We start from the raw sequence: 15652 nt of genomic DNA, 5'->3' as shown, positions 1-15652 counted from the left end.
GGGAGACGCACGATGCCCCTTTCTTTGGCAGATTTTCATCCCGCCGCTGATGGTGAAACCCTCGACACCGCAGTGCTGCAACGCGCTATCGATCACGTTATGGCCGCTGGCGGTGGATGCCTGACGATTCCACCAGGTCGCTATCGCAGCGGCACGCTAACCTTACCCTCAAATTTCGAGCTGCATTTAGAGGCGGGCGCGGTGTTAATCGCCAGCCGCGACGTTGCAGATTATCAAGGCATTCAAGCACAAAGCAGCGCTGAGAAGTCACATAACGTGTTGCTCTACGCGCTGAACCGCCGCAACATCACTATCAGTGGCAAAGGCTGCATTGATGGTGATGGTGAAGCCTGGTTTGCTGCGGAACGCGACGATCAGGGCTATCGTCTGCCCTTAGCCGATCGTCCGCGCATTATCGTGTTTGAAGCCTGTGAGCAGGTCACGCTCGAGGCGTTCAGCATTGTACAGGCACCGATGTGGACCGTGCATTTAGTCAGCTGCCGCCACGTACATATCGATCACTTAACCATCGATAACAGCATGACCATGCCAAATACTGATGCGCTGGATATCGACAGCTGTGAAGCCGTCTTCGTCAGCAACAGTTATTTAAGCGCAGCCGATGACGCAATCTGCATTAAAACTACCCACAAACCGGCATCGCTGCGTCGTCCCGCGCGGCAAATCATGATCACGAACTGTTTGCTGCGCTCCTACAGTTGCGCTTTCAAAATTGGCACCGAAACCTGGGATGATATTGAAGATGTCACCGTGACCGGCTGCACTATTTTTGACTCGAATCGCGGCATTGGTATTTTGTCGCGTGACGGCGGCGCGATGCGACGTCTGCTGTTCAGCAATCTCACTTTTGCTTGCCATTACGCACCGCCGTGTCACTGGGGCAAAGCAGATCCGCTGTTTGTTTCGGTGCGCTCGCGCGATCCCCTGATTCAACCCGGGATCGTTGAGCAACTGCAATTTGCTAACGTCAGCGGCGTCGCTGAAGGCGCGATCAATCTGCACGCCGCGCAGCCGGGTTGGATCCGTGATGTGTTGATTACCCAGGTTCAGTTAAGGCAAACCGTGGCGCAGGTTGAGCAAGGCTATTATGACGTGCGTCCACCCTGTAACCCCGTTTCACCGACAGGCATGGGACTGGATAACGCCTACAAGCTCAACCCAGAGACCGGTGAAGCATTTGGCGTAGAGCGTTATCCCGGCGGTTTACCAGGACTGTATGCGCGTGGTGTAGAGAATCTTCAGTTGCATAACCTGGCGATTGAACGGCCTTCACCGTTACCGCCAGGCTGGCATCCCGATAGCGTGCGGGTGTTAACGGAATAACCGTGACAGAGCAGCTTAGAGCGCGGCGGCGATAGCAGCACCCAGTTCTTCGGTGCTGGCGCTGCCACCAAGGTCGCGTGTCAGGTTTTTCCCCGCAGCCAGCGTACGCTCAATCGCGTTGAGCACGGCGTCGCCCGCCTCTTTATAGCCAAGGTGTTCCAGCATCATTGCGCCACACCAAATCTGTCCAATCGGGTTGGCAACGCCTTTGCCGGCAATGTCAGGGGCAGAACCATGAACCGGCTCGAACAGGCTGGGAAATTTGCCTTCAGGGTTGATATTGGCGGAAGGCGCAATGCCAATGGTGCCGGTGCAGGCGGGACCAAGATCTGACAGGATGTCGCCAAACAGGTTGCTGGCAACCACCACATCAAACCAGTCAGGATGCAGCACAAAGTTAGCGGTCAAAATATCGATGTGATACTTGTCGACGTTGACTTCAGGGTAATGCTCGCTCATTGCTTCAACGCGGCTGTCCCAATAGGGCATGGTGATCGCAATACCGTTCGATTTGGTGGCGGAAGTGAGATGCTTCTTCGGACGACGCTGTGCCAGTTCGTAAGCAAATTTCAGAATGCGATCGACGCCGACCCGCGTCATCACCGTTTCCTGAATCACCACTTCGCGATCGGTACCAGGGAACATGGTGCCGCCTACGCTGGAGTATTCGCCTTCGGTATTTTCACGTACTACATAAAAGTCGATATCACCCGGTTCGCGATTCGCCAACGGCGCTTTCACTCCGGGCATCAGGCGCACAGGACGCAGGTTAACGTATTGATCAAATTCCCGGCGGAACTGCAACAGCGAACCCCACAACGACACGTGATCGGGAACAACGTCCGGCCAACCCACTGCGCCAAAGTAGATGGCATCAAAGGTTTTGAGATGCGGAAACCAGTCATCCGGCAACATTTTTCCGTGCTGCTGCCAATACTCGGCGCTGGCGTAGTCAAACCACTCCCAGCGCAGCGGAATATTAAATTTCTCTGCCGCCACGTTCATAACGCGAATGCCTTCTGGCATCACCTCTTTACCGATGCCGTCTCCGGGAATAACCGCAATACGATGGATTTTGTCTGACATAGGGTACCTTTGGATTTGCTGTTTGAGTTATAGCCACAGTATAACTGTGCATCTTGAGGAAATAATTAGCCTGAAAATTAAGCCAATGTTGAATCAAAGTAGAGAATCCCGTACATCGACCGACGATTTAGCCTTTTTTATTCGTATTGCCAGTTTGGGCAGTTTGACGGCAGCGGCACGCGAATTGGGTTTATCGCTGGCGGCAGTCAGCAAACGTCTTAGCCTGCTTGAACAACGGCTAGGCGTGCAGTTATTGCGTCGCACCACGAGGCGGCTGGAGCTGACAGTGGAAGGCAGGCGTTATTTCGACGGTGCGCGTCCGCTGTTAGATCAACTCATGGCGCTGGAAGAAGCAGTAAGCGGCGAAACCGAACAGTTACGCGGCACGCTCAACATCAACGCCTCTTTCGGCTTTGGACGTCGCTACGTTGCGCCTTGCGTCTCGGCATTTGCTGCCCTGCATCCGCATTTGTCACTGTCGCTGCAACTGAGTAGCCAGCCGCTTAACTTTTTGGATGCGCAGGTGGATGTGGATATTCGCGTCGGCGAACCGCCCGATTCGCGGCTGGTAGCGCGTAAACTGCATACCAATCCGCGCGTGTTGTGCTGCTCACCCGCTTACGCCCAAAAACAGGGTTTACCGCAATCGATTAGCGAACTCGCCCAACACAACTGCATCTTGCTGCGTCAGTATGAGAGTGATTTTGCCTTGTGGCGTTTTGTCTCGGGTGAACAGAGCCTGAATCAAAAAGTACGCGGAAGCTTGATCACCAATGATGGCGAAGTGGCGATGCGCATGGCGCTGGATGGTCACGGGATTTTGCTGCGTTCATGGTGGGATGCGCAACACAGCATCCATCGCGGAGACTTGCTGCATGTGCTGCCTGAATGGCACGCGCCCGATGGCGATATTTTTGCTGTCTGGCAGGCGCAGCGCCAGCTTCCGGCGCGTATTCATGCATTTGTGGATTTTATGCAGCTCAGGCTAGCAGCGGATCTTCAGGGACAACAGCAGGAGGCGCAGAATCATCCTGTTAGATGAGGTGCTGGCGCAATGGTGCGATCGCCTCACGTTCTACGTAGTGAATTGTTGGTAATCATAGCTTGCAGCTTTTTAGTGTTCTGCGACGAATTAAGCCGTTAATAGTGGCGCTTTCCTCTACACTGGGAGCACGCATCATAACGGAGTGGATCTTATGAACGACAAGAAAATGATTTCTATCGATCAGTTCAACACAGCGGAACGTGTTGAAGTTGACGAAGCATTGCAGGCGCTAATGCAAAAATATCGCGCTAAGTCAGGCAAAGAGCCGGACAGCAAAAAAGAGAAAGAGCTCAGCGCAGAAGCACGCGAAGTGGTGATGACCGCTAAGTTGGCACGCGAAAAAGAGAAAGCCGAACGCACCGCCAAAAAACCGGCCCGCAGAAAGAAACCCTCTTCAATGGCAGCCAGTGAAGTCAACGATTTCAGTTGGTCAGCCTCTGTTGATCGCGGTAAGCGACGTTAAGCAACGCACTGGACAGGGTCATAATAACCTGTGACCCGCTGTATCTATCCCACGCATCATTCCTCACCTTTTAACCCTCGCCGATATTTTTCTGCTTATCTGCATCCGTGATATTGACCCTTGCTGTGCACTCTCGCTGACTACTGCGCATGCGGATTCGCAAGTGCGTGATTTTGCTGTTCCGCTGTGGAAAAGCCGGGTAGATCAGGCACGTAAGGCTAACGCGTTGCGTTTACATATTTTTTACTAATGCGTATGATTCTCATTCTTTTTATATTTCCCGCCGCGCTGCGGCCTGACGGGAGCCGTTCGTCCATTGATGGAGTTAAGAATGAAATCTTTGTTCAGCTCGCATAAAGCCGCGCTCGCGCTGGCCGTTGCCGCGACTTTTAGCCTGACTGCTTGCCAGACGCCTGCGAAAAAAGCCGAAGAACCGGTAGCAGCAGCCGCACAAGCACCAGCCGATACCAACCTGACACAGCGCGAGCTGGGCGATGGTTTGTATGAAATGGCCTATCTGCCAGCGAAAAACGCGCTTTACGTTGCCAGCGCGCAGGGCTTCAAAGATGTCAGCGGCGGCATGATTTATCGTCTGGATGCAACTACGCTGAAAACCACCGGCGAAGCGCATACCGATCTGAAAAACTTCGGCATGTTGATCGATCCAGACGGCAGCGCATTGTACGCGACCAACTCGCTGGATGGTGGCATCTCTAAAATCGATCCAGAAAACGGCAAAGTGCTGAAGCGTCTGATGTTCAGCGAGAGAAACGACAAGGGCTTCCCGTTTGGCGCGCGTGAAATCTTCTGGCACGAAGGCCAGCTCTATATCGGCGGGGTAGGCGATCCGGGTGTGATTTGGGTGGTTGATGCCAAAACCATGAAGCTGAAAACCCGCATCAAAAATGCCGGCAAATGGGTCACTGGTATCATCTACTCATCCGTTACTGATCGTATTTACGCAGCGAACGGCGGCGGCGAAATCCTGGTGATCAATCCGCGCAGCCACAAAATTGAAAAACGTCTGACCGCAGGCGATGGCAAAGAGTATCTGTTCCTGAACATGGCAGAAGATCCGGCTACCGGCCGTCTGTTCGTGACGGACAACTCTAAAGCGAAGAACACACTGGTGTTTGATGAGCGCAGCGGTAAAGTGATCAAGCGCCTGGATCTCGGTGATTCGTTGGGCATTAAGTTCAATGCTAAGCGCAATGAGATCTACATCAGCCAGCGTGAATCGAAGAAAGTGCTGCAACTGGATGCCACCACTTACGCGGTGAAAAACAGCTGGTCATTCGACAGCCATCCAAACAGCCTGTTCGTGTCGCCGGATGGACAGACGCTTTACGTTACTGTGAAGCAAGAGTTTAACAAGGACCACAGCACCAAAGGTCCTGACAGCGTGGCGCGTATCGCACTGAAATAAAAAAGGCGGCATCGCTGCCGCCTGATGACAAGGACGCTGCGGCGTCCTTTTTTATTTTTCTACGCCCTGAACCAGCACCACACGATAGTGGGCACCTTTCAGGCGATGCTCTTTAGCCGCCTGATATTCCGGGCTGTCATACCATGCGTGAGCCGCTTCCACACTGGGAAACTCCAGTACCACCACGCCTTCTGCTTCCGGGCCTTCCAGCGTTTCCAGCGCGCCGTAAAAGGCGAGGGCATTAATGGGATGATCGCCGCGAGCTTTGCCCGCTTTCTCGGCGTAGGTTGCCATTTCGGCGTCATTCAGGGTTTCATCACGAATAAATACAACGTAAGCGCTCAACAGAATTCTCCTTAAGCTTTTTTATCTTCGGTGTTGGTATCAAAATCGGCAGCATCATGACGCTCATGCAGCTGATCGGCAAGTTCACCCATCACGCGGTTCACTTTGCGGCCACGAATCACCGCAGGACGTTGCGCAATCTCTTTCGCCCAACGCTGCACGTTTTTATAGGATTGAAGATCCAAATATTCAGCAGCACCGTACAGATCGTTAAGCACAAGATTGCCGTACCAAGGCCAGGTGGCGATGTCGGCGATAGTGTAATCGTCACCGGCAAGATAGCGGTTCTCGGCAAGCTGGCGATCCAACACGTCAAGCTGACGCTTGGCTTCTAACGTGAAGCGGTTGATGGCGTATTCAATTTTTTCTGGCGCGTAATGGTAAAAGTGACCCAAGCCGCCGCCAAGATAGGGCGCAGAACCTTGTAGCCAGAACAACCAGTTCAGCGTTTCAGTGCGCTTAGCGATATCTTTCGGCAGGAAGTGACCAAATTTTTCTGCCAAATAGAGCAGGATATTGCCCGATTCAAACACACGGATCGGTGGCGTTGCCGAGTGATCGCTGAGCGCGGGAATTTTTGAGTTAGGGTTAACATCAACAAAGCCGCTGGAGAACTGATCGCCTTCGCCAATGCGAATCAACCACGCGTCATATTCAGCGTCATTGACGTTCAGCGCCAGCAGCTCTTCCAGCAGAATAGTGACTTTCTGGCCGTTTGGTGTGCCCAGTGAATAGAGCTGAAGCGGATGTTTGCCAACCGGCAGACTTTTTTCGTGCGTAGGGCCAGCGAAAGGGCGGTTAGTTTTTGCGCCGTTGCCTTTGGCTTCGGGATCCCAGGTCCAGACTTTCGCGGGCTGATACGTATTTTCTGACATGGTAAAGGTTCGCCTTGTTGTGATTGAGTTTTCTTTCGAGTGTAGCAGGTGGCTAAAAGCCGGTTTAACCCTGCTGGCGGTGAACGATGGATGTATGGCTGGGATAAAGCATAAAGTCGACGCTGCCTTCGACATAGGAACAAAAGGGGATTCCCTTTTTCAGCCGTTGCAAAAGCAGGCTCTATACCCGCCTGCGGGGTGTTGCCTGTTCAGGCTAAAGAGTTACCGACTTTGCGGGATGGATTACCGGTGCGGGCTGGTTGGCAATGTCAGGCGCATTGCTGAACGCAAAAAGGCAGCGGATGAGCTGCCTTTTTAGTGTTTATCTCTCTATTTTAACCCAGCAGTTCGCGCTCAATCAGCTCGCGCGTTTCAACTGCCTGCACTTTCATTTTTTCCGGATAACCAAACAGCGAAGAGGCGATGATCGATTCGCCGCCCACTTTGTAGCTGCGGTTAGCAAAGTCCATATCGCGCAGCGTCTGGAACAGCGTCGGGAAGTCGACTTCACCTTCGCCCACGCCCACGTGTTGGTGAATGGTGGCATCCACACCAGGCGGGTTAACAATGTAGCGGCAATGTTTGGTGTGGTTCATTGTATCGGCGATGAGTACGTGCGAAAGATCGTCTCCGGCATATTGCAGCATGCTTTTCACGTCGCCTTTGCCTTTGTCGTAGAAGAAGGTGTGCGGCACGCTGTAAACGTATTTGACGTTCTCACTGCGAAAAGACTTCACGATATCGGAGGTTTCGTTGTTCTCTTCGCAAAAATCCCACGGATGTGACTGGATTTCGACGCGGATGCCTTCACGTTCGATAATCGGCAGCAACTCTTCCATTGAGCGATAGAACATCTCTTCACAGATTTCCGGTTCGTTTGGCGTCCCTGATAATTCGGTGTTGATTACCTGAACGCCCATTTCGACTGCGATCTCGATCATGCGTTTCCAGTTTTTCACCGCCGCCTGACGACGCAGTTCATCTGGACCAGACCAGCGATACACCACAATAAAAGAGGAGATTTCAAGGCCGGTCGAGCGCAAGGCGTTCTTGTACTCCGTCATGATTTCGCGGCTGGCTTTGGGATGCTTATAAAACGGGTTAATCTGCGGATGCGGCGACTGTTCGATGTATTTATATCCCCAATCGGCTACCTGATTAACCATGCGGGTGATGCCCATATCTCTAATCACATCCACATCAAAAGCGATTTTCATCTGTCTACTCCGGGGGCGTTTAAGGTTGCAGTTCTTCGTTAAAGCAACTCTTCGTTAAAAACAATGCCGATCTGCTTTCTGACTTCGTCCATCGCGCTCAAGGTGAGAATCGCGGTGTCGAGAGAGTGGCGCGGTGAATCAATCCGGTTTTGACCAATGCACCAGGCAAAATGGTTAATTTCATGGCACAGCTGGTCATAACGGTTATTCGGTTCTTCCCAATGCAGCGTACGACTGCCGTCACTGGACGTGAGGCGGAAATGGCCTGGGGCATAAAACTGGCCATCCATGACAATGCTGGCACCGCGACCCGCAATGACGGCAGTGCCGGGCGTATTGCTGAACAGCGTGGTATGCAATACCGAATGCATGCCTTGCGCGTGGGTAAAGAGCATTGACGTTTGTCCATTGACGCCGCCACCAGCATCCTGACCTTTTGCCACGATGCTGGTGGGTGCGCCGCCGACAAATACGCTGAAGCCCACCAGATAGCTGCCAAGATCCAGCATTGGGCCGCCTGCCAGCTCTTGGTTAAAGATGCGGTGATCCGGCGTGAAAAATTCGCCATGATCGGCAATCAAGGTATGAACATCGCCGAGGGCACCATCATCGAGCAACTGGCGAATGACATCATATTTAGGCGCAAAATCGCACCACATGGCTTCCATACACAAGACGTTACGCGCCGCAGCCGCTTGTTTCAGCTGCTTAGCCTGGCCGGCATTCAGCGCCAATGGCTTTTCAATCAAGACATTTTTGCCCGCTTCAATCACCCGCAGGCCGTCCGGGAAATGATGGTTGTGCGGCGTAGCGATATAGATCGCATCAACGTCGTTACGCGCCAGTAATTCATCAATGCCGCCGCAGGCGTGGGCAATTGACCATTTGTCGGCAAAGCGCTGCGCTTTGTCACGGCTACGTGATGAAACGGCAACCAATTGCTGATCGGTATGATTGCGCAGCGCATGGGCAAAGTGATCGGCGATCCAGCCGGGGCCGACAATGCCCCAGCGCAGCACCGGAATCTGTTTGGCATCGGGCAAACGTGGAACAGGCAGCGTTGAAGGGAACATAACATCTCCATTTACAGGTGTTCGCGTTGGGTCACTCGCAGGCCGATACGTTCAACAGCCTTTCATTTCAGAACGTACGACACCGTTTTCACCCTTTAGCTGTCGCACATCGATAGATTCATCTCTTTTTAGCAAATGCGTGTTCTGGAATGAACCCAAAAAGAAATGAATGTTTCATTTTGCGAAGAGGATCAACTTTATGAGGTGTTTCCTATCAAAATTATGATAGGAAATTGGCCCGTAATGGGATAATAAAGTCAGGGTATAAATGAGATACAACGTGACAGGCGGAAAGATCGTCGCCGACGTTTATCAAAATGCTGATGAGAGTGAATAAAATGTCTGGAGAGAGTGATGTCGAAAGTCACCATGACCGCGATTGCGCATGAAGCAGGAGTTGGCGTGGCCACAGTGGATCGCGTGCTTAACCGACGAGCACCGGTACGCGGCGTAACCGAACAGAAAGTGTTAGCGGCGGCAAATCGGCTGGGCTACCGGCTGGAGCAGTCACGCATTTTACATCCGAACCAGCCTGCCGCTGCCATTGCGTTGCGCATGGGCTTTATTCTGCTGTCGGCAAGATACTCCTTTTATCAGCCGCTCAGTGATGCGTTACGTGAACAGGCGGAACCTTTCCAGCCGCCGGGTAGCGAAGCTGAATTTTGCTGGCATGACATCAACGAAGTGGAAGCGGTAGCAACGTCGCTGCGCAATTTGGCACAGCGCGTTGATGTCATCGGTATCGTTGCGCTGGATCATCCGTTAATCCGTCACGCTATTCAGGATGTATCGCGCAAGGGCGTACATGTTTATGCGCTGTTTTCTGATTTTTCACCCTGCGGTCATGCGGGTTTTATTGGCCTTGATAACCAAAAAGCGGGCCGCACGGCGGCGTGGATGGCACAGCATTTGCTGAAAAAGCCAGGCTGCGTAGGCGTGTTGCTTGGCGACCATCGATTCATCTGTCAGGAGCGTTGCGAAATCAGCTTTCGTTCTTACCTACGTGAAGCGGGCGTCACCCAGCGGGTGCTTGAACCCTTAAAAACGCACGAATCGATTGAGGGCGGATATTTGGCCGCTCAGCAACTGCTAAAAGATCATGATGATTTGGCGATGATCTATGCGCCCTGCGGGGGGATCGAAGGCGTGGTGCGGGCATTACGACAAAGCCAACGGAAAGGGATTGCGCTGCTGTGTCACGGCCCGATTCAGGATGATGAACTGGCGCTGATTGATGGCACAATTACGCTGATGCTAAGGCATCGTATTGAAGAGATGGCTAAAGTGGTCATTAACACCTGTGTGAATGCGCAGGCTGAAAACAGTGGGCATTTTTCCCAGGTGACATTGCCATTTGACGTGGTGACGCGAGAAAACTTTTAGTTTTAATCGGTTATCTTATCAATGATAGTAAGCTATCAAAAAATGAAATAAAACAATGCGATCGTTATCAAAAAACGAAACTTCCATTGTTGTCTGATATGAAATTTTCGTTTGATACTGTCGGCAACTCTCATAGCATGGACAGATATCATGACAATTCATATTGCCAATGCGCCTTGTAGTTGGGGCGTGGATAATCCCAAAAATCCCTTTTTACCGCCGTGGCAGAAGGTCCTGAGCGAAGCGGCTCTGGCTGGATACAAGAGTATTGAACTGGGCCCGTGGGCTTATCTGCCTGCTGAACCCGCCGAACTCACTAAACAGTTGAACAACTTTTCGTTGTCGTTGGTCGCGGGAACGATATTTGACGATTTAGTCAGTGAAGCTCATTTCCCGGCAATAGTGGAGTTAACGCACAATATCTGTCGCAATCTCTCCAACGTGCCCACCGCAGAAAAAGTCCATGGCAAGAATGCGCCGGCACCTTATCTGGTGATTATCGACTTTGGTAATCCTGAACGCGCTAAATATGCCGGACAATCTGACAAAGCGCCGCGCCTTTCTACCGAAGAGTGGCAGCGTATGATGCAGCACATCACCATGTTGAGTGACATCGCCTGGCGCGAATATGGCGTAAGGCCGGTGATTCATCCGCATGCGGGTGGCTGCATTGAATATGCAGATGAGCTGGCGCAGCTGGTAAACGACATTCCTCACGAGGTAGCGGGTTTGTGTCTCGATACCGGGCATCTTTACTACTCCGGCATGGATCCCATTACCTATCTGCAACGCTATTGGGAGCGGATCGATTACCTGCATTTTAAGGATATTAACGATGCGGTGTGGCGTGATGCCATTGCGCGCGGACTCGATTTCTTTACCGCCTGTGCCGAAGGCGTGATGTGTCCGATTGGCAAAGGGGCGATTGATTATCCTGCGGTGCGCGCCTTTCTGGCGGAGCGCAACTATCAAGGTTGGATCACCATCGAGCAGGAGCGCGATCCGCGTAATGCGGATACCAGCCTGCGTGATGTGACCGCCAGTCTGCATTATCTCCAGTCGGTCGGATTTTAGGGGCAACACTATGATCAATGGTAAAAAAGCGATTGGCCGTTCACTACGCTGGGGCATGGTAGGCGGCGGCGGAACCAGCCAAATTGGTTATATTCACCGCTCGGCAGCGTTGCGTGATGGTAACTTTTCACTGTTAGCGGGCGCATTTGATCTTGATGCGCAGCGTGGCCGAGATTTCGGGGTTGCGCTCGGCGTGGCGGCGGAGCGCTGCTATCCCGATTATGAAACGCTGTTCGCGGCGGAAGCAGCACGTGAAGATGGCATTGAAGTGGTCTCGATTGCTACCCCAAACAATACGCACTTTGCAATTTGCTGCGCTGCCATCAACGCTGGGCTGCATGTGGTGTGTGAAAAGCCGCTCTGTTTCACTACCGCCGAAGCGGATGAGCTGGAGCGCTTGTGTGCAGAGAAGAACAAAATCATCGGCGTTACCTACGGCTATGCCGGGCATCAACTGATTCATCAGGCGCGTGAGATGATCGCCGCTGGGTTGTTGGGTGAGATCCGCATCATCAACATGCAATTTGCCCACGGTTTCCACAATGAAGCGGTTGAGTTGCAGAGTGAGAGCACGAAATGGCGCGTGGATCCGCGTTTTGTCGGGCCGAGTTACGTGCTGGGCGATTTGGCGACGCATCCGCTGTTTATTGCCGAAACCATGGTGCCAAACTTACAGGTGAAGCGGCTGCTCTGTTCACGGCAAAGTTTTGTTGCTACGCGTGCGCCGCTGGAAGATAACGCCTTTGTGATGATGGAATACGATAACGGCGCGGTGGGCACCATGTGGGCTTCAGCGGTGAATGCCGGTTCGATGCATGGCCAGAAAATCCGCGTCGTGGGCGCAAAAGCCAGCCTGGAGTGGTGGGATGAGCAACCTAACCAGCTGCGCTATGAGATTCAGGGTGAGCCGGTGCGCATCATGGAGCGTGGGATGGGGTATCTCAATGAGCGTGCGCTTGCTGACGACCGCATTGGTGGGGGGCATCCTGAAGGGTTATTTGAAGCCTGGTCAAATCTCTATCATCGTTTCGCGCAGGCCATTGATGCCACCGACCGTGGCGACAGTGCTTTTCTGCAAGATTTTTGGTATCCCGATGTCCATGCTGGTTTGATGGGCGTGCGCTGGGTGGAGCAGTGCGTGAAATCAGCAGATGCCGGCGCGGTATGGGTAGATTTTTGACATAAAGAATGGTCGAAAATAGATTCGAACACAAAAACGTAGAAACGCAGAAACGCAAAAACCCGCCAGAGGCGGGTTCTTTAAATAGGGTGCCCGAACCCGGACAAAAATGCCGGGAGCATTTTTGCTCAGCGCGCCTGCGCGATGGCCCGTAGGGCGAGCCACAGGGATGTGGCGAGATCATCGAACGTTCGATGAACGGGTTCGACCCGTAAAAACGCAAAAACCCGCCAGAGGCGGGTTCTTTAAATATGGTGCCCGAACCCGGAATCGAACCAGGGACACGGGGATTTTCAATCCCCTGCTCTACCGACTGAGCTATTCGGGCAACGGGGCGCATTAAACCGTAAAGGCTTCGGCCCGTCAACGGCTTTCATGAAAAAACCGTGGGAAACGTGACTGATTGCCTGAATTTCAGGCAAAGGCGGTGAAATATCAGGCTAATGCGCCATTTTTGCGGCACAACGCGATACCCAGAACATCTTCGGCCAGGCTTTTCGCTGTCGTGACATCCTGCACATTCCGCTTAACCAGCAGTTTGCTCAGACAACCTTCAAGTATCAGTTCAATCTGATCGGCAACCATGGACGGATTATCTAACGCTAGCGCGACTAAAATGTCGTGGGTAAATTGCCATGAAGCACGCTTTTGCTGCTCTGCCAGCTGATGTATCGGCTGATCGGGTTGTGGATAGAAGCTACAAGCCGCAATAAACAGGCAACCAGGAAAGCGTCCAATGCTGACTTGTTGGCTGAGTACTTGATAACGCGCCATCAGCTTCTGTTCATGGCTGAGCGTCTCATCCAGCAAAATCTGTCGGCGCCAGGTATCAATTTGCTGAGCATGATAACGCAGGGCATCGTACAGCAAGGCATCACGGTCGGGCCAAAAACGCTGCAATTGTTCAATCGGAAATTGACTCTCGCCTGCCAACTGTTGCAGCGATGTGGTGGCGGCAAGGCCGTTCTGTTCAAGCACATTCAACGCATGCTCGAGTATTTGTTCACGTTGCAAGTGACTCTCCTCTGGTATGCGAACCCGCTGATACGCGCGGGCGGTGTCCTGACTCCAGTTTTGTTTACTGGCCCAGTTTCTGCAAATGCGCGCGGAAATCAGCGGCATTGAGGAAGCCGGTGACCCGCGAATCAGGAATTTCTGTGCCTGTAGCGTCAAAGAACAAAATGGTGGGCAAGCCCAGTACATTAAGACGTTTTAACAGTGCATTATCGCTGGCGCTATTGGCGGTAACGTTGGCCTGAAGTAACTGCACTTTACTCAGCTGATCGCGAACTAAGGGGTCGCTAAAAGTATATTTTTCGAACTCTTTGCAGGCGACACACCAATCGGCATACAGGTCGACCATAGTGATACGCCCTTGCGCCTGCTGTAAAGCATTGTCGAGCTGTGAGGCAGACGCAATCGATGAGAAGGGCAGATGAGCCACGCTTTGTTGCGCCACGTTGTTACCGAAGGCCCAGTCTTGTAATGGGCGCGCACTGATCAACGCGGCGGCGAGCATAATGATTTGCGCCACACGCCATTTGCCGCTGTGGGCACGCAGGCTAGCGCTGAACGCCCACGCGAAGAAGGCCACGCCAAGCAAACTCCAAAGCCGTAATCCCCAGATGTCACCTAAAATCCGCTCCAGCAAAAACACCGGCAAGGCAAGAATGACAAAGCCAAAGCCTTCTTTGACCATTTGCATCCACGGCCCGCTTTTCGGCAGCAGCTTATTGCCAAACATCGTGACAACAACCAGCGGTAGCCCCATTCCTAGCGCATAGAGCCACAATGTGCCAGCGCCGGCCCAGAGATTTCCGCTTTGAGCAATATAGAGAAGAATGGCGCTGAGTGGCGCGGTGGTACAGGGCGAGCAGATCAATCCGGCCAGTGCGCCCATCAGGAATACGCCAATTAACGAGCCGCTTTGTTGGCGATTGCTCCAGAGTGTCAGGCGTGTTTGTAGCGTCGAGGGCAGCTGCAAGGAGAACAGCCCAAACATCGACAAGGCCAGAATAATAAACAGGGCGGATAAACCGATTAATACGTAAGGATGCTGGAGCGCGGCCTGAAAACGTAATCCCGCCGCCGCCACGATCACGCCTAACAGCGTGTAAGTCAGCGCCATGCCCTGTACGTAAACCATCGCCAGAGCAAATAATCGACCCAACGAATAGTTACGCTGACCGCCAAGAATAATGCCCGAAATCAGCGGGTACATCGGCAGTACGCAAGGCGTAAACGCGACGCCAATGCCAATTAACAGCGCCCAAAGCGGCGAGAAAGGCAGCGAATCGGTGGGTGCGGGTTGCGCATGGGCGACAGGCGGCGTGCTGTTAGCCGCAACCGCACTTAAAGGAACGGTGCGTGTTTCAGGTGGATAACAGAAACCGGCTGCAGCACAACCTTGGTAAGTGACGCTGATCGTCGCCCCTTTCGCGGCCTGTTGCAGCGTCACGGGGATCGTCAAATCTTGCGGATAGATTTCGCTTTTGCCGTAGAACTCATCTTCATGCGGCTGGCCAGCCGGGAGATTGAGCGGAGCGATCTGCGCATTTTGCGGTGTGACATGAATCTGCTGCCGATAAAGGTAATAACCCGATTTCACCTTCCAGCTGAGCTGGAGTTGTGAACCTTGCTGATTGAAATCAAAAGTAAACGCCTGATCGACCGGCACAAAGCGGCTGCTGTTGTTGGGAGAAAAAAGCGACGCCTGCGCCTGCAGGCAGATAAACAGCGCAAAAAATAGCGTGATTAGGCGAGAGATGCGTGCAGCCATGACAAGTATTCACTGTCTCCATGTTGAACCGGCAACGCCAGCAGTTCGGGCACATCATAAGGATGTGCACCTTTAAGCAGATCCATTAACGCTTGCTGATGATCGCTGTCGCATTTCAACAGCATCTGCACCTCGTTAGCCTGTTCGAGCTTGCCTTGCCAGACGTAATAAGAGGTTGCGCCAGGCAGCAAGGTCACGCAGGCAGCCAGTTTCGCTTCTAACGCCACTTTGGCTAGCTGTTGAGCACAAGCTTGATCGGGTGCGGTGCAAAGGATAATGGCGGCATTCATCGCGCGGCTCCTGAGTAAAAGAGCGCCGATGATAGCACGCTCCAGGGGCAACAACGTTTACAGGTTGTAACC

At 52.8% G+C, this 15652-nt stretch carries 15 protein-coding genes and 1 tRNA gene; 7 read left to right on the top strand and 9 right to left on the bottom strand.

Features of this window, described 5'->3' with window-relative positions; translation table 11 throughout:
* Positions 1-12 precede the first annotated feature (12 nt).
* Positions 13-1344 (top strand): glycoside hydrolase family 28 protein, encoded by a 1332-nt coding sequence (locus MUG06_RS12235; protein WP_243078755.1) that lies wholly within the window; start codon positions 13-15, stop codon positions 1342-1344.
* 15 nt (positions 1345-1359) lie between these two features.
* On the opposite strand, the gene MUG06_RS12230 is transcribed toward MUG06_RS12235, so the two are convergent.
* The gene (locus MUG06_RS12230; RefSeq protein WP_243078754.1) at positions 1360-2430 is read right to left on the bottom strand and encodes a tartrate dehydrogenase; all 1071 of its coding nucleotides are present in this window, start codon (positions 2428-2430) and stop codon (positions 1360-1362) included.
* A gap of 85 nt (positions 2431-2515) precedes the next feature.
* Here MUG06_RS12230 and MUG06_RS12225 point away from each other — a divergent pair, with 85 nt between their 5' ends.
* The 3 genes from MUG06_RS12225 to MUG06_RS12215 all read left to right on the top strand — a co-directional run bounded on the left by MUG06_RS12225 (position 2516) and on the right by MUG06_RS12215 (position 5364).
* Positions 2516-3472, top strand: a complete 957-nt coding sequence (locus MUG06_RS12225) for a LysR family transcriptional regulator (protein ID WP_243078753.1) — start codon at positions 2516-2518, stop codon at positions 3470-3472.
* Positions 3473-3626: 154 nt separating this feature from the next.
* Positions 3627-3938, top strand: a complete 312-nt coding sequence (locus tag MUG06_RS12220) for a hypothetical protein (protein ID WP_243078752.1) — start codon at positions 3627-3629, stop codon at positions 3936-3938.
* Positions 3939-4269: 331 nt separating this feature from the next.
* Positions 4270-5364 (top strand): YncE family protein, encoded by a 1095-nt coding sequence (locus MUG06_RS12215; protein WP_243078751.1) that lies wholly within the window; start codon positions 4270-4272, stop codon positions 5362-5364.
* Between the two features lie 51 nt (positions 5365-5415).
* Here MUG06_RS12215 and MUG06_RS12210 read toward each other — a convergent pair whose 3' ends face one another.
* From MUG06_RS12210 to MUG06_RS12195, 4 genes are all read right to left on the bottom strand, one after another.
* Positions 5416-5709, bottom strand: a complete 294-nt coding sequence (locus MUG06_RS12210; protein ID WP_215847845.1) for a DUF1330 domain-containing protein — start codon at positions 5707-5709, stop codon at positions 5416-5418.
* 11 nt (positions 5710-5720) lie between these two features.
* Entirely contained in the window at positions 5721-6584 is an 864-nt protein-coding gene (gene yghU / locus MUG06_RS12205) for a glutathione-dependent disulfide-bond oxidoreductase (protein ID WP_243078750.1), read from the bottom strand.
* 335 nt (positions 6585-6919) lie between these two features.
* Positions 6920-7801 carry a sugar phosphate isomerase/epimerase gene (locus tag MUG06_RS12200; protein ID WP_215847844.1) on the bottom strand — a complete coding sequence of 294 codons (882 nt, stop codon included), beginning with the start codon at positions 7799-7801 and terminating at the stop codon, positions 6920-6922.
* Between the two features lie 38 nt (positions 7802-7839).
* A complete protein-coding gene (locus MUG06_RS12195; protein WP_243078749.1) occupies positions 7840-8874 on the bottom strand; it encodes a Gfo/Idh/MocA family oxidoreductase in 1035 nt (344 codons plus the stop codon).
* Between the two features lie 354 nt (positions 8875-9228).
* Here MUG06_RS12195 and MUG06_RS12190 point away from each other — a divergent pair, with 354 nt between their 5' ends.
* From MUG06_RS12190 to MUG06_RS12180, 3 genes are all read left to right on the top strand, one after another.
* Entirely contained in the window at positions 9229-10257 is a 1029-nt protein-coding gene (locus MUG06_RS12190) for a LacI family DNA-binding transcriptional regulator (RefSeq protein ID WP_243078748.1), read from the top strand.
* A 150-nt stretch (positions 10258-10407) separates the two neighbouring features.
* Complete coding sequence (locus tag MUG06_RS12185) at positions 10408-11331, top strand: TIM barrel protein (RefSeq protein ID WP_243078747.1); 924 nt, start codon at positions 10408-10410, stop codon at positions 11329-11331.
* A 10-nt stretch (positions 11332-11341) separates the two neighbouring features.
* Positions 11342-12511 carry a Gfo/Idh/MocA family oxidoreductase gene (locus tag MUG06_RS12180; RefSeq protein ID WP_243078746.1) on the top strand — a complete coding sequence of 390 codons (1170 nt, stop codon included), beginning with the start codon at positions 11342-11344 and terminating at the stop codon, positions 12509-12511.
* Between the two features lie 252 nt (positions 12512-12763).
* Here MUG06_RS12180 and MUG06_RS12175 read toward each other — a convergent pair.
* From MUG06_RS12175 to cutA, 4 genes are all read right to left on the bottom strand, one after another.
* Positions 12764-12839: transfer RNA gene (locus MUG06_RS12175), tRNA-Phe, on the bottom strand.
* Positions 12840-12946: 107 nt separating this feature from the next.
* On the bottom strand, positions 12947-13525 hold the full coding sequence (locus MUG06_RS12170; RefSeq protein WP_215847841.1) for a transcriptional regulator: 579 nt from the start codon (positions 13523-13525) through the stop codon (positions 12947-12949).
* Between the two features lie 64 nt (positions 13526-13589).
* The gene (locus tag MUG06_RS12165) at positions 13590-15290 is read right to left on the bottom strand and encodes a protein-disulfide reductase DsbD (RefSeq protein ID WP_243078745.1); all 1701 of its coding nucleotides are present in this window, start codon (positions 15288-15290) and stop codon (positions 13590-13592) included.
* Positions 15266-15580, bottom strand: coding sequence for a divalent cation tolerance protein CutA (gene cutA / locus MUG06_RS12160; protein ID WP_215847839.1), 315 nt, complete (start codon positions 15578-15580; stop codon positions 15266-15268). The genes MUG06_RS12165 and cutA overlap by 25 nt, the downstream gene beginning before the upstream one ends.
* Between the last annotated feature and the right edge of the window lie 72 nt (positions 15581-15652).

Source organism: Pantoea sp. MQR6, from assembly GCF_022761075.1.
GTDB classification, from domain to species: domain Bacteria; phylum Pseudomonadota; class Gammaproteobacteria; order Enterobacterales; family Enterobacteriaceae; genus Pantoea; species Pantoea phytostimulans.
Note: the sequence above shows the minus strand (reverse complement) of the source record. Positions and strands in the feature narration are given on the sequence as shown.